Origin of the sequence: Candidatus Pelagibacter sp. HIMB1636 (genome assembly GCF_052047675.1) — a bacterium.
GTDB lineage: Bacteria > Pseudomonadota > Alphaproteobacteria > Pelagibacterales > Pelagibacteraceae > Pelagibacter.
In genome coordinates this window covers 438,380-450,782 of sequence record NZ_JBNAJP010000001.1, presented here as the reverse complement: position 1 = coordinate 450,782, position 12,403 = coordinate 438,380, and the positions used below count along the sequence as shown (strand labels likewise).

The window sequence follows — 12,403 nt, the reverse complement described above, 5'->3', positions numbered from 1 at the left end:
ATTATTATACTATTCTTTTGGGTCTAAAACTTGTCTACCCTTATACATACCAGTTTTTAAATCTAGATGATGAGAAAGTCTGTATTCACCTGATTTTTTATCCTCAACTATATTTTTAGTTGAAAATTTCATTGTTTGTGCCCTCCTCATTCCAGTTCTGGAAGGGGTTTGTTTTCGTTTTGGTACAGCCATAATTATGGGTTACTTACACTTTTTAAATAATAATTCAAAGTTTTTTTTGACAAATCTAAGTTAAATTCATCAAAATAATCAAGTAAATCATTAATATTATTAAAATCTTCTAAAAATATTGATAATTTTTCAATTTTACCTGATTTTGATAAATCATCCCAAAAATGAATCTCAGAAACCATAGAATGGAACAAATTGATATAATCTTTCATTTTTTTGTTTATAGATTGGTCTCCATATCCTATTTCTCTAATGCTTAATTCTAATTGTCTAAAGTTGAAATCATAAATTTCTTGTAAAACATTTTTATTTTCTTCATTTTTATAATTTTTGAGAAAAAATGAAAAATGAAGTAAAAATAAAGTCAACCGATCAGAAAAGCTATCTTCTCTATTTAAATCCTTATATAAATCTTTATTTCTAGTGAAATTAATCAATTTATTATAAATATGTATATACTCATTACTCATGAATAAATTATATATATTTTTTTTATTTTTAATACTTTCAAATTGTTCATTTAAACCTGTTGTTAAGCACCATGGTGTTCCATTTTTAGAGAAAAAACAAGAAACACTTATAGTAAATCAAACAAACAAAAATGATATTAAAAAAATATTAGGCGTCCCATCTACAACAAGTAAATTCGATAATGATGTTTGGATATATATAGAGAGAAAGCAAACACAATCACAACTAAAAAACTTGGGTAGAATGAAGATTTTTAAAAATGATGTCCTCGTTTTAGAAATAGATAAATATGGAATTTTAAAAAAGAAGGAATTTTACAATAAGGACGATATGGAAAATATTAAAATTGTCGAAGCCACAACACAAGCTGGGTTTAAAAGGAATTCTTTTATTTATGATTTTATGTCTAGTATGAGACAAAAGATTAATGACCCTCTTGGTACGAGGGCCAAAAAACGTAAAGAAATTAGCCAGCGATAACTGCTAACAATAATAAAGCTACAATATTTGTAATCTTAATCATTGGATTAACAGCTGGACCTGCTGTATCTTTATATGGATCTCCAACAGTGTCACCTGTTACAGCAGCTTTATGAGCTTCTGAACCTTTTCCACCATGATTTCCATCTTCAATATATTTCTTAGCATTATCCCATGCTCCGCCTCCAGCAGTCATAGAAACAGCTACAAATAGTCCTGTAATAATAACTCCTAAAAGCATAGCTCCAACTGCAGCTAAGGCAGCTACCTGACCGCCTATTGATAGAATTATAAAATATAAAACTACAGGTGATAACACCGGTAATAATGATGGAATTATCATTTCTTTAATTGCAGCAACAGTCAACAAGTCAACTAATTTTGCATAATCAGGTTTTTGTTTTCTTTTCATAATACCTGGGAATTTTTTAAACTGTCTTCTTACTTCTACTACTACAGCACCACCTGCTCTTCCAACTGCTTGCATTCCCATAGAACCAAATAAGTAAGGCAACATTCCTCCGATTAATAAACCAACAACAACATATGGATTTGATAAATCAAAAGTTACAACTATTCCTTCAAGAGCAGAACCTGCTTCTTTAGAAAAGTGTTTAATATCTTCAGTGTAAGCCGCAAATAAAACTAGCGCACCTAAACCAGCTGAACCTATTGCATATCCTTTTGTTACAGCTTTTGTGGTGTTACCAACGGCATCTAAAGCATCTGTTGTTTTTCTAACTTTTTTATCCAAGTTAGACATTTCGGCTATCCCACCAGCATTATCAGTTACTGGACCGTAAGCGTCTAATGCAACAACCATTCCAGCTAATGCAAGCATTGTTGTAACAGCGATTGCAATACCAAATAGGCCAGCAATAGAATTTGTAATTAAGATACCTGCAACAATGATTAATGCAGGTATAGCTGTTGCTTCCATTGATACAGCTAAACCTTGAATAACATTAGTTCCATGACCAGTTGTTGATGATAAAGCTACAGATTTAACAGGTCTATAACTTGTTCCTGTGTAATATTCTGTAATCCAGATTAACAAACCAGTAATAACTAAACCAATTACTCCACAGTAATATAAATCCATTCCATTAAATGTATTTCCATTAACAGTGTATTCATTTGTAAAACCAATTACATGATCAGTTACAGGCCAAAGAATAGCTAATGATGCAACCGCAGATACAATAAATCCTTTGTATAATGCGTTCATCACATTGTTATCTTTTCCAAGTTTAACAAAGAATGTACCTATAATAGATGTCAATAAACAAGCAGCACCAATTGTAAGAGGATAGATCATCATATTAAGATCACCTACGAAGAAAATTGATGATAAAACCATAGTTGCAACAATAGTAACGGCATATGTTTCAAATAAATCTGCTGCCATTCCAGCACAGTCACCAACGTTGTCTCCAACGTTGTCAGCAATTACTGCTGGATTTCTTGGGTCATCCTCAGGAATACCAGCTTCAACCTTACCAACAAGGTCAGCTCCAACATCTGCACCCTTAGTAAAAATACCTCCACCTAATCTTGCAAAAATTGAAATCAAAGAAGCACCAAACCCTAAAGCAACTAGAGCATTCACTATTTCTCTTTCATCTACTTCAAATTTCAATAATAAAAAATAATAAACTGCTATTGCCAACAATGCTAAACCAGCGACTAACATACCAGTTACAGCACCAGACTTAAAAGCAACTGAAAGACCTTGAGCTAGACCTTTTCTTGAAGCTTCAGCAGTTCTAACGTTAGCTTCCACTGAAACTAACATACCAACATATCCTGCAATACCAGATAATGCTGCACCTATTAAATAACCAAGACCAACTAATGGACTGAATGCAATACTAACAATTACAAGAACAGCTGCACCAACAATTGCAATTGTTTTGTATTGTCTTGCTAGATAAGCTTTTGCTCCAATTTGGATAGCTGATGCAATATCTTGCATTTTTGCATTTCCTGCACTTGAATTTAAAATGTTTTTTCCAGTTAAGAACCCGTAAACGATAGATAAAAAACCGGCTCCGATTGTGTATAATAAAATAGTTTCGACAGTTGCACTCATATAACCCTTAGTTGTTGGTTGTTAATTTTTTAAGCCCGGACAATACAAAAAAAGTCAAAAAAGACAATAATTAACTTCAAAATTGGTGGACATAACCACTTACATTATTGGCGATTTCTCTGCCTTTTTGATCTAAAATTAAAGACTTGTTTTTACCAGATAAAATAGTTCCTATTTTAGAAATTTTTACACCGAGAGATTTACTTAATTTATTTATGATTCTGGCATTATTTGATTTGGCGGTAAACAAAATTTGATAATCATCTCCATTAGAAACTAGATCAATTTTATTTAAATTCTTGCTATTAATTAAGTTGTTAAGATTTCTTGATACAGGAATAAATTTTTCATAAATTTTATAAGAAACATTTTGCTTGTTTATTAATTTATTCAAATCTGCGATTAAACCATCAGATATATCCATAGAACTTGTTGCTAGAGAAAGTAAATTTTTAGAAAACTTATTTTGGATATCGGGCATATAATATTTATTTATAAAATACTTCGTTTTAGATTTATTCAACTTAATTTTATTTTTTAAAATCTGTAGTCCGATAAAACTATCACCTAAATTTCCTGTAACATATATATCATTATTTACATTAGATTGATTTCTATAGATTATTTTTTTTGAGTAACCAATTGAGGTTATTGTAAAGCTAAGTTTATTAGAAAAAGTTGTATCCCCTCCTCCTAATAATAAATTATATTTTTTCTGCTCTTCCCTCAAAGAAGTAGATATTTTTTTAAGATTGTTTTTTGTAAAGTTTTTTTTGTTTCCTGATCCAGCAATAAAATAATATTTTGGCTTAACTCCTTTACAAATCAAATCAGAAATTGAAGATCTTAAAATTTTTTTAATAACTAAATCTGGTCTTTTAAAATCTATAAAATGTGTACCTATGTTGTATGTGTCTACTGAAATAACTAATCCTTTTTTTTTATCAAAAAAAACATCATCATTTAAATTTAAAGCAGCTTTATTTTTTTTAGAAATATTAGAAAAATAATTATTTATTAATTCAAATTCATGCATTTGTTCTTAATTTTTTTCCAACATTATCAAGCAAAGCATTTAGGTACTTAGTTTGTGAATTTTCTAAGAAATAATTTGATGAATTTAAATACTCTTTAATGATAATGTTTAAGGATAAATTAGGTTTGTACATTAATTCATATGTAGCAGCTTTTAAAATAGTTTGAAAAACCTTATCTAAATTTTCAAAAACAAATTCATCACCTAATTTATTTTTTAATTCATCTATAATTAAATCATTTCTCTCAATAGTTCCTAGTACAATATCTTTAATAAATTTTTTAAATCTGTGTTTTGGAAACTGTAATTCATCATCTTCGTTATAAAATTTACCATAGAGTTTTTGAATTATTATAACCCTAGGATTATTTTTTGGATTAAAATGTGTTCTCATTTTTGAGATAGAACAGAAATTACTGCTTCAGCTGCTTCCGCACCTTTTTTCTTTCTCGCTTTAGCTTGAGACATATTCAAACAAGTAATTATTCCATTCCCAATTGGTTTTTTACTTGAAATTGATAATTCCATAATACCATTAGTTGCTGCTTGAGAAATAAAATCAAAGTGAGGAGTTTGACCTTTAATAACACAGCCTAGAGCTAAAAAGGCATCATACTTATTTATGTTTTTTGAAATAGTTACAGGTATTTCAAAAGCTCCAGGAACGTTAATCACTTTTATATTATTTTTTTTTGAGATTAATTTTAAAGCACTCTTAAGTAACCCATCTGCAATATCTTTGTAATAATCAGCAATAACAATTAAAATTTTTTTCTTCATTATATCAATTCTTGTTTAGTAATTTTTATACCATAACCATCTAAACCAATAACTTTTTTTGGAGATTTCGTGATTAGTATCATATTTTTAATTTTTAAATCTTTTATAATTTGAGCTCCAATTCCATAATTTCTTATTAATTTGTCATTACCCTTTTTATAAAAATCTTTATTTTTATAATCTTTCAAAGTTTGTGTTACAGATTTTAAATTAGAGTCTTTAATAAAGACTAATACACAATTGTTATATTTTTTAAAATAATTTAAAGTTTTGTTAAATGAGTTTGGTAATTGTTGATTTATTAAATAATTTTGAACTACATTTGAAGAGATTACTCTTACCCTTGGAGTAATACCCTTTTTTATTTTTCCTTTAATTAGAGCAAAATGTTCTGCACCATCAATTAAATTTTCATAAATTCGAATATTATACTTTTGGTTTTTTACAATTATTGAGCTTTGTTTTTTTAATTTAATTAATTTTTCTTTTTTAAGTCTATAAGCAATCAAATCTTCAATCTTACCTATTTTAAGTTTATGCTTATTTGCAAAATTAAATAAATCCCTACCTTTGGCCATTGTTCCATCTTCATTCATGATTTCACAAATAACAGCTGAATTATTTTTTTTTGCCAATTTTGAAATATCAACCGAAGCTTCTGTGTGACCAGCTCTAACAAGTACACCTCCATCTTTTGCTATTATTGGAAACACATGACCTGGAGATACAATTTCATTTTTGTTAGCATTTTTCTTTGAAGCTACTTTAATTGTTTTGGCTCTATCCTTTGCTGAAATTCCTGTTGTAATTCCCTTTTTAGCTTCGATAGAAATGGTAAATGCAGTTTTATTTCTTGATTGATTAATTGGTGACATTAATGAAAGGTTTAATTTTTTGGCCTGAACGCTATCTAAAGCTAAACAAATTAAACCTCTGCCATACTTAGCCATAAAATTTATGTTTTTTGTATTAGTATCTGATGTGGATATTACTAAATCGCCTTCATTTTCTCTTTTTTCATCATCAACTAAAATGAACATTCCACCTTTTCTGGCAATACTGATGATAGTTTCTATTGATGCAAAATTATTTTTTGTCATTAAAATAATTTCTTACATATTTAGACAAGATATCAATCTCAATATTTACCAAACTAGATTTTTTTAAAGTAGATAAATTGGTCTCTTTATAAGTATGGGGAATAATCCAAATTTGAAAACCTTTTTTTGTAATTTTTGAAATTGTAAGAGAGATACCATTTACACATATTGACGCCTTCTCTATTAAATGTTTTCTTTCTTTTTTTGGTATCTCAAAATCAAAAAGATAAGATTTATCTATTTTACTAATACTATTAACTATTCCAACCGTATCCACATGACCCTGACAAATATGGCCAGAAATTTTAGTTCCATATTTCAAAGGTAATTCTAAGTTCAAAACATCATTTGTTTTGAGAAATTTAAATTTGGACCTAATTAAAGTTTCATTAGATAAATAAAATTCCATTATTTTTGACTTATAGGAAATTAGTGTGAGACATACCCCATCACATGCAACTGACAATCCCATATTTTTTGATGAAACCTTTAAGTTACTTTTAACAAATATATTGATGCCTTTTGGTCTTCTAGTAATACTTTTGACAGTACCTTGGTTATATATAATTCCGTTAAACATAATTTTTATATAATTCTATTTTATCTTTTTTTAATTTCAGATTTAGTTTTGAAGTATATCTATATTTTGATTTTAAAGTATTTAAACTGTTAAATTCAACAAATTCTGTATTTTTAGATAAATTATTTGAACTTTTAAACAAATAAAACTTATTAAAAATTTTATCATTTATGAATGATTTTGTAAGTTTATCTCCACCTTCAACCAATAAATTTCTACATCCTAAAGTATAAAGTTTTTTTAATATTTCTTTTAATTTGAATTCTTTATTTTTATTAATTTTAGATTTGATTAATAAGACTTTTTTAGATTTAAATAATGAGATTTTTGATTTTGTCGCTTCATTATAAAAAATAATTGTTTTTATTTTAGTTGCAGATTTTATTAAATAAGAGTTTGGATTAGAATTTAGCTTATTATCTAAAATAACTCTTATAGGTGAAAAATTATTTTTGTTTTTAAGTCTACAACTAAGTTTTGGATTATCCTTATTTAAGGTTTTGTATGAAATTAGTATCGTATCATTTTTGTATCTTAAAAAATGCGAAAACTTATCAGAATAAATATTAGTAATTTTTTGCTTTTCTTTACTATAAATTAAATTGTTCTTTGAAACTGCAATTTTACCTGTAACAAAAGGTATTTTGTTTTTTCTGTTAAAAAAATAAGGATAGTAAAACCGACTAATTTCTTTTTTTAAAAGATTTTTTCTAACTTTTATTTTACTTGATTTTAAAACTTTAAAAGATTTGCCACTAACACGCTCATCAATATCAGAAATTGAATAAATAATTTCTGATATTTTTGATTTAATTATTAAATTTGTACAAGGTGGTGTTTTTCCTTTATGACAACAAGGTTCTAATGTGACATACATCTTTGAGCCAGCAACATTTTCAATAGAGTCTTTAATTGCATTTCGTTCAGCATGAGGCCTTCCATCATGAGAAGTCTGTCCTATAGATATAATTTTATTATTTTTAACAATTACACATCCAACAGATGGATTTGTACCGGTTAAACCTTCACGAGCAATTGCCAAATTAAGGGCAATTTGCATGAATTGTTTATCTTTGCTGGTAAAATTATCTTTTTTTGTAGACATCTAATCTGTCCACGAATTGCACAAAGTCTTTTTCTTCTCTAAAATTTCTATAAACGGAAGCGAAACGCACATATGCTACAGGATCAAGTTCTTTTAATCCTTCCATAACCATTGTTCCAATTGTACTTGTTGATATTTCTGTTTGTCCAAGTTCTTCTAATGATCTTGAGATTTTACTTATAAATTTTTCTGCAGTTTCAGTATCAATTGGTCTTTTTTTTAGTGCTATATAGATTGATTTAGATAATTTATCTCTGTCAAAAGAAGATTTTCTTCCATTTTTTTTAACAACCATTAATTCTCTAAATTGAATTCTTTCAAAGGTAGTAAATCTTTCACCACATATACATAATCGTCTTCTTCTGATTGCAGTTCCATCTTCAGTTGGTCTAGAATCTACAACAGATGTATCACCTTTTTTTTCACAAGGACAAATCATTATTTATAAATTTTTATATATTGGAAATGATGAAGTTAGATTAATAACTTCATTTCTTACTTCGTTTTCAACTTTACTGTTATCATCAGGATTTTCAGATAAACCTTTAATAGTTTTTGTTATCAATTCACCTACAGTTTTAAATTCATTTAATCCAAATCCACGTGTTGTAGCAGCTTGAGTACCCAATCTAATACCCGATGTAATCATTGGCTTCTCTGTATCAAAAGGTATTCCATTTTTATTACACGTTATGTTAGCTCTTGATAGACTTTCCGCTGCAAGATTTCCTTTAACATTAAAAGGTCTTAAATCAACAAGCATTAAATGAGTATCAGTTCCATCTGAATAAATTTTAAATCCATTGTTTTTTAAAGTTTCGGCTAAGATTTTTGCATTAGCTAAAACAGATTTTATATAATCTTGAAAATCTGGTTGAAGAGCCTCTAGAAAACCAGCAGCTTTAGCTGCAATAATATGCATCAAAGGTCCACCTTGATAACCAGGGAAAACAGCTGTGTTAAACTTTTTACCTAGCTCTTCGTCATTAGACAAAATTATTCCACCTCTTGCGCTTCTAAATACTTTATGTGTAGTTGAGGTTACAACATGAGCATAATCACATGGATTTGGATAACCTTTACCAGCCACAAGTCCTGAGAAATGTGCCATATCAACCATTAAATAGGCTCCTACTTTATCAGCTATTTCTCTAAATCTTTTAAAATCTATTACTCGAGAATAAGCACTGCCGCCTGCTATTATTAATTTAGGCTTGTGTTCTAAAGCAAGTCTTTCAACATTATCATAATCAATAAGCTCAGACTCTTTATCAACGTCATAACCTATAGCGTTAAACCATTTACCTGACATAGATATTTTCAATCCGTGTGTTATGTGTCCACCTGAATTTAAACTCATTCCCATAAATGTATCTCCAGGATTTAATAAAGCTAAAAATACAGCTCCATTTGCTTGTGCTCCAGAGTGCGGTTGTGCATTTGCATATTTACAATTAAATAATTTTTTTAATCTCTCAATTGCAAGACTTTCTGCAACATCTACATGTTCGCAACCATTATAGTATCTTTTTCCAGGATATCCTTCGGCATACTTATTAGTTAAAACTGATCCTTGAGCTTCAAGAACTGCTTGTGAAACTATATTTTCTGAAGCAATTAATTCTATATGTTGTTGTTGTCTTAAGAGTTCATCTTTTATAGCTTTATATAATTCAGGGTCCTTGCTAGACAAACCATCTTCAAAGAAACTCTTATAACTATCGTTTAAATAACTTTTTTCACTAGACATAATCAATTATATTTTTTTTACTCTTTTTAAGTGTCTCCCACCTTCAAACTTTGTATTTAAAAAAATGCTAATAAATTTTAATGCATTTTTTTTAGTTAGTAATCTCGATCCTAATGTAATGATATTTGCATCATTATGCAATCTAGATAATTTGGTCGATTTTTCATTAAAGCATTGAGCGGCTCTAACATTTTTATGTTTATTTGCCGCAATATTCATTCCAGTTCCTGATCCACATACCAAAATACCAATATTTTTTTTTGATGAATTTACTTTTCTTGCAACTTTATGTGCGTAATCTGGGTAATCAACGCTATTCTCATTTGAGGGACCAAAATCTTGGAAATTAATTTTTTTCTTTTCTAAATAAATTTTAATTGCTTCTTTAAGTTTAAAACCAGCGTGGTCTGATGAAATAAATATCTTTTTCAAATTAATTGAATTTATAATCTAGCACACAAGCAACAAGGTGGACTCTATTTTCTTCACCACCATTAAATGCATTATGATATTTTGTGTTATTAGTCACCCACACAGAACCATCTGCTGGCATATGTTTTGCAACATTATCTATAACCATTAAGCATCCAGGATTAGTTACAATTGGAATGTGCAATCTTGGTTCTGGATCTCTATGCCAACTTAAAGTTGATCTTGGTTCTTTTAGCAAAATTCTTACTCTACCCAATTTGTATTTGCTTGATAAAACATCATAAACTTCTTTAAAATAAGTGTTCTCATAATCTTTTATAAATTCAGAATAAGCTGCTTCATCAATTTCAACATCTCTAGAAACTTCTTGTCCAGTTTTATCAGGTTTAGTCCAGTAAACACCTCTAGCTTTATTGCCTTTGATTGAGTCAGGATCACCAGGAATTTGAGTTAATGAAATTGCTCCAAAGTGTGTTATTCCAGCATCTTCGAATTTTTTTGTCTTAATAATTTGGTTATAGGCCTCTTGAAGTTTGTTTATATCAAATTTCAAGTTTTGTTTTTGAAAATCGCTAAAATCTAAAACTCTTTCTTCTTTTTTTAGGTTTAGGTTTACAACTTTTGTGTTATCAATGCTCATAAAAATGGTTTTGTACTTAAATTAAGAGTTATTTGTATAATACATTTGTCGCATTAATAAAGTAAATTTAAACATGATTGTAGGAAAATATCCAAGCCTAAGATTAAGAAGAAACAGAAAATCTTCTTGGACTAGAAAACTAATACAGGAAAATACCCTAAGTCCTAATGATTTTATTCTTCCAATTTTTCTTATTGATGGAGTAAATAAAAAACAACATATAAAATCAATGCCTGGCGTCTACAGGTATTCAGTGGATAGAATCGGTCAAATTATTGATAAAGCGATAAGCAAAGGAATTCCGATGGTTGCCCTTTTCCCAAACACAAAAAAGTCATTAAAAAATGAACTAGGATCAGAAGCGCTCAATGAAAATAATCTTGTTTGTAGAGCATCAAGAATGATTAAAAAAAAATACAAAAATCAAATTGGAATTATGTGTGATGTTGCATTAGATCCTTATACCTCTCATGGACATGACGGATTAATCAAATCTAATAAAATTTTAAATGATGAAACAATACAAGTTTTAATAAACCAATCTTTACTTCAAGCTGAAATGGGTTGTGATGTTTTAGCTCCATCAGATATGATGGATGGAAGGATTAGTAAAATTAGAAAAGCAATCGATCAAAACAATTTCCAAGACGTTCAGATTTTATCTTATGCAGCAAAATATGCATCCAGCTTTTATGGTCCCTTTAGAGATGCTGTGGGATCAAAAAGTTCATTAAAGGGTGATAAAAAAACATATCAAATGGATTTTAGAAATTCTGATGAAGCATTAAGAGAAGTTGCTTTGGATATAAAAGAAGGAGCTGATATGGTTATGGTTAAACCAGGAATGCCATATTTGGATATAATTAAATCAATTAAAGAAAAATTCAAAATCCCAGTTTTTGCATATCAAGTATCTGGTGAGTACAGTCTAATAGAAAATGCTATTAATAAAAACCTTGTAAATAAAGATGCAGTGTATGAAAGTTTAGTATCTTTTAAAAGAGCTGGTGCAAATGCGATTGTGAGTTATTACGCTGATCGAATTGACAAAATAATAAAGTAATCACCTTAAAGTATTTAGAAATAACAATCTATTGTTTGGAAAATTAATATTATTTGGTTTTAAAATTGTTTTATCTAGATAGTCATTAACTAACTTCAAACCTTTTAGTAAAATTTTAATATCTTCAACCTCTTTATCTTTTTCAATAAGAAAGTTTGGAACATATTTTTTTTCATTTGATGATGAAACATAGTAAACAGTTTCGTTATTTTCAGTATCTTTCTCTACTAAGTTTTCTAATTCTAAATCATAACCTAATATTTTGAGTAATTCTAATTCCCAAAAAATATATTTTTTTAACCAATTTTTATCTTGTAAAATTAAAAAAAAATTCTGAATTATGAAAAAAACTTTTTCATTTGATTGTGCGTCTGCTGTTAAAATTTTAATCAAATTCATTGCAGAAGTTAAGCATGATAATTTTTGTCTATCATCAAAATACAAAGGGCTGTAAGCATTTAAAATTTCAACTTTAAAATAGCCAATCTTATTCTCATTTTTTGAATTATAATTAACATGCAACTTATTTCCTATTTGCAGATAATTTTTAATTTTTTTTGATGTTCCACCAAATATGATGCCTGATACTTTACCTTTTTCTTTGGTGAAAATTTCTACAATTAAGGAGTTTTCGTTATATCTATTTTTACTTATTAAAAAACCTTCATCAGACCAATTCATA

The 12,403-nt window shown here is 28.3% G+C and carries 16 protein-coding genes; 2 read left to right on the top strand and 14 right to left on the bottom strand.

The genetic code is table 11. The annotated features are described in order from the left end of the window. Positions 1–9 precede the first annotated feature (9 nt). Both rpmF and ACTTA6_RS02340 read right to left on the bottom strand, forming a co-directional pair. Entirely contained in the window at positions 10–192 is a 183-nt protein-coding gene (rpmF, locus tag ACTTA6_RS02345) for a 50S ribosomal protein L32 (protein WP_023853776.1), read from the bottom strand. A 2-nt stretch (positions 193–194) separates the two neighbouring features. Next, positions 195–662: a ubiquinol-cytochrome C chaperone family protein gene (locus tag ACTTA6_RS02340; protein WP_440614338.1), complete on the bottom strand. Its 468-nt coding sequence runs from the start codon at positions 660–662 to the stop codon at positions 195–197. Between ACTTA6_RS02340 and bamE the strand changes: the two genes are divergently transcribed. After that, entirely contained in the window at positions 661–1,143 is a 483-nt protein-coding gene (gene bamE / locus ACTTA6_RS02335; RefSeq protein WP_440614337.1) for an outer membrane protein assembly factor BamE domain-containing protein, read from the top strand. The genes ACTTA6_RS02340 and bamE overlap by 2 nt on opposite strands. Here bamE and ACTTA6_RS02330 read toward each other — a convergent pair. The 11 genes from ACTTA6_RS02330 to ACTTA6_RS02280 all read right to left on the bottom strand — a co-directional run bounded on the left by ACTTA6_RS02330 (position 1,130) and on the right by ACTTA6_RS02280 (position 10,658). Then, positions 1,130–3,235: a sodium-translocating pyrophosphatase gene (locus ACTTA6_RS02330; protein ID WP_075506739.1), complete on the bottom strand. Its 2,106-nt coding sequence runs from the start codon at positions 3,233–3,235 to the stop codon at positions 1,130–1,132. The genes bamE and ACTTA6_RS02330 overlap by 14 nt on opposite strands. Before the next feature lie 76 nt (positions 3,236–3,311). Then, complete coding sequence (gene thiL, locus ACTTA6_RS02325) at positions 3,312–4,271, bottom strand: thiamine-phosphate kinase (RefSeq protein WP_440614336.1); 960 nt, start codon at positions 4,269–4,271, stop codon at positions 3,312–3,314. Next, entirely contained in the window at positions 4,264–4,665 is a 402-nt protein-coding gene (locus ACTTA6_RS02320) for a transcription antitermination factor NusB (protein WP_262589163.1), read from the bottom strand. Before ACTTA6_RS02320 ends, thiL begins: the two co-directional genes overlap by 8 nt. Continuing rightward, on the bottom strand, positions 4,662–5,051 hold the full coding sequence (gene ribH, locus ACTTA6_RS02315; protein ID WP_440614335.1) for a 6,7-dimethyl-8-ribityllumazine synthase: 390 nt from the start codon (positions 5,049–5,051) through the stop codon (positions 4,662–4,664). The genes ACTTA6_RS02320 and ribH overlap by 4 nt, the downstream gene beginning before the upstream one ends. Next, complete coding sequence (gene ribB / locus ACTTA6_RS02310; protein ID WP_440614334.1) at positions 5,051–6,151, bottom strand: 3,4-dihydroxy-2-butanone-4-phosphate synthase; 1,101 nt, start codon at positions 6,149–6,151, stop codon at positions 5,051–5,053. The genes ribH and ribB overlap by 1 nt, the downstream gene beginning before the upstream one ends. Continuing rightward, on the bottom strand, positions 6,138–6,731 hold the full coding sequence (locus ACTTA6_RS02305; protein WP_440614333.1) for a riboflavin synthase: 594 nt from the start codon (positions 6,729–6,731) through the stop codon (positions 6,138–6,140). The genes ribB and ACTTA6_RS02305 overlap by 14 nt, the downstream gene beginning before the upstream one ends. Then, positions 6,724–7,836, bottom strand: a complete 1,113-nt coding sequence (gene ribD / locus ACTTA6_RS02300) for a bifunctional diaminohydroxyphosphoribosylaminopyrimidine deaminase/5-amino-6-(5-phosphoribosylamino)uracil reductase RibD (protein WP_440614332.1) — start codon at positions 7,834–7,836, stop codon at positions 6,724–6,726. The genes ACTTA6_RS02305 and ribD overlap by 8 nt, the downstream gene beginning before the upstream one ends. Then, positions 7,817–8,275, bottom strand: a complete 459-nt coding sequence (nrdR, locus tag ACTTA6_RS02295; protein WP_075506746.1) for a transcriptional regulator NrdR — start codon at positions 8,273–8,275, stop codon at positions 7,817–7,819. The genes ribD and nrdR overlap by 20 nt, the downstream gene beginning before the upstream one ends. 3 nt (positions 8,276–8,278) lie before the next feature. Next, positions 8,279–9,586 carry a serine hydroxymethyltransferase gene (gene glyA, locus ACTTA6_RS02290; RefSeq protein ID WP_075506747.1) on the bottom strand — a complete coding sequence of 436 codons (1,308 nt, stop codon included), beginning with the start codon at positions 9,584–9,586 and terminating at the stop codon, positions 8,279–8,281. Between the two features lie 6 nt (positions 9,587–9,592). Then, a complete protein-coding gene (gene rpiB, locus ACTTA6_RS02285; RefSeq protein WP_075506748.1) occupies positions 9,593–10,018 on the bottom strand; it encodes a ribose 5-phosphate isomerase B in 426 nt (141 codons plus the stop codon). Position 10,019: 1 nt separating this feature from the next. Next, a complete protein-coding gene (locus ACTTA6_RS02280; protein ID WP_440614331.1) occupies positions 10,020–10,658 on the bottom strand; it encodes an aspartyl/asparaginyl beta-hydroxylase domain-containing protein in 639 nt (212 codons plus the stop codon). Positions 10,659–10,731: 73 nt separating this feature from the next. On the opposite strand from ACTTA6_RS02280, the gene hemB reads away from it, so the two are divergent. Continuing rightward, positions 10,732–11,721 (top strand): porphobilinogen synthase, encoded by a 990-nt coding sequence (gene hemB / locus ACTTA6_RS02275; RefSeq protein WP_075506750.1) that lies wholly within the window; start codon positions 10,732–10,734, stop codon positions 11,719–11,721. Here hemB and recO read toward each other — a convergent pair whose 3' ends face one another. Continuing rightward, positions 11,722–12,402 carry a DNA repair protein RecO gene (gene recO, locus ACTTA6_RS02270; protein ID WP_440614330.1) on the bottom strand — a complete coding sequence of 227 codons (681 nt, stop codon included), beginning with the start codon at positions 12,400–12,402 and terminating at the stop codon, positions 11,722–11,724. Between the last annotated feature and the right edge of the window lies 1 nt (position 12,403).

What these genes read in the sequence shown, in the direction of transcription:
- ribB (WP_440614334.1), bottom strand. Translation starts at nt 6,151, where the DNA reads ATGACAAAAAATAATTTTGCATCAATAGAAACTATCATCAGTATTGCC.
- ACTTA6_RS02280 (WP_440614331.1), bottom strand. Translation starts at nt 10,658, where the DNA reads ATGAGCATTGATAACACAAAAGTTGTAAACCTAAACCTAAAAAAAGAA.
- recO (WP_440614330.1), bottom strand. Translation starts at nt 12,402, where the DNA reads ATGAATTGGTCTGATGAAGGTTTTTTAATAAGTAAAAATAGATATAAC.
- ACTTA6_RS02305 (WP_440614333.1), bottom strand. Translation starts at nt 6,731, where the DNA reads ATGTTTAACGGAATTATATATAACCAAGGTACTGTCAAAAGTATTACT.
- nrdR (WP_075506746.1), bottom strand. Translation starts at nt 8,275, where the DNA reads ATGATTTGTCCTTGTGAAAAAAAAGGTGATACATCTGTTGTAGATTCT.
- hemB (WP_075506750.1), top strand. Translation starts at nt 10,732, where the DNA reads ATGATTGTAGGAAAATATCCAAGCCTAAGATTAAGAAGAAACAGAAAA.
- glyA (WP_075506747.1), bottom strand. Translation starts at nt 9,586, where the DNA reads ATGTCTAGTGAAAAAAGTTATTTAAACGATAGTTATAAGAGTTTCTTT.
- ACTTA6_RS02320 (WP_262589163.1), bottom strand. Translation starts at nt 4,665, where the DNA reads ATGAGAACACATTTTAATCCAAAAAATAATCCTAGGGTTATAATAATT.
- rpmF (WP_023853776.1), bottom strand. Translation starts at nt 192, where the DNA reads ATGGCTGTACCAAAACGAAAACAAACCCCTTCCAGAACTGGAATGAGG.
- ribD (WP_440614332.1), bottom strand. Translation starts at nt 7,836, where the DNA reads ATGTCTACAAAAAAAGATAATTTTACCAGCAAAGATAAACAATTCATG.
- ACTTA6_RS02330 (WP_075506739.1), bottom strand. Translation starts at nt 3,235, where the DNA reads ATGAGTGCAACTGTCGAAACTATTTTATTATACACAATCGGAGCCGGT.
- ribH (WP_440614335.1), bottom strand. Translation starts at nt 5,051, where the DNA reads ATGAAGAAAAAAATTTTAATTGTTATTGCTGATTATTACAAAGATATT.
- ACTTA6_RS02340 (WP_440614338.1), bottom strand. Translation starts at nt 662, where the DNA reads ATGAGTAATGAGTATATACATATTTATAATAAATTGATTAATTTCACT.
- bamE (WP_440614337.1), top strand. Translation starts at nt 661, where the DNA reads ATGAATAAATTATATATATTTTTTTTATTTTTAATACTTTCAAATTGT.
- thiL (WP_440614336.1), bottom strand. Translation starts at nt 4,271, where the DNA reads ATGCATGAATTTGAATTAATAAATAATTATTTTTCTAATATTTCTAAA.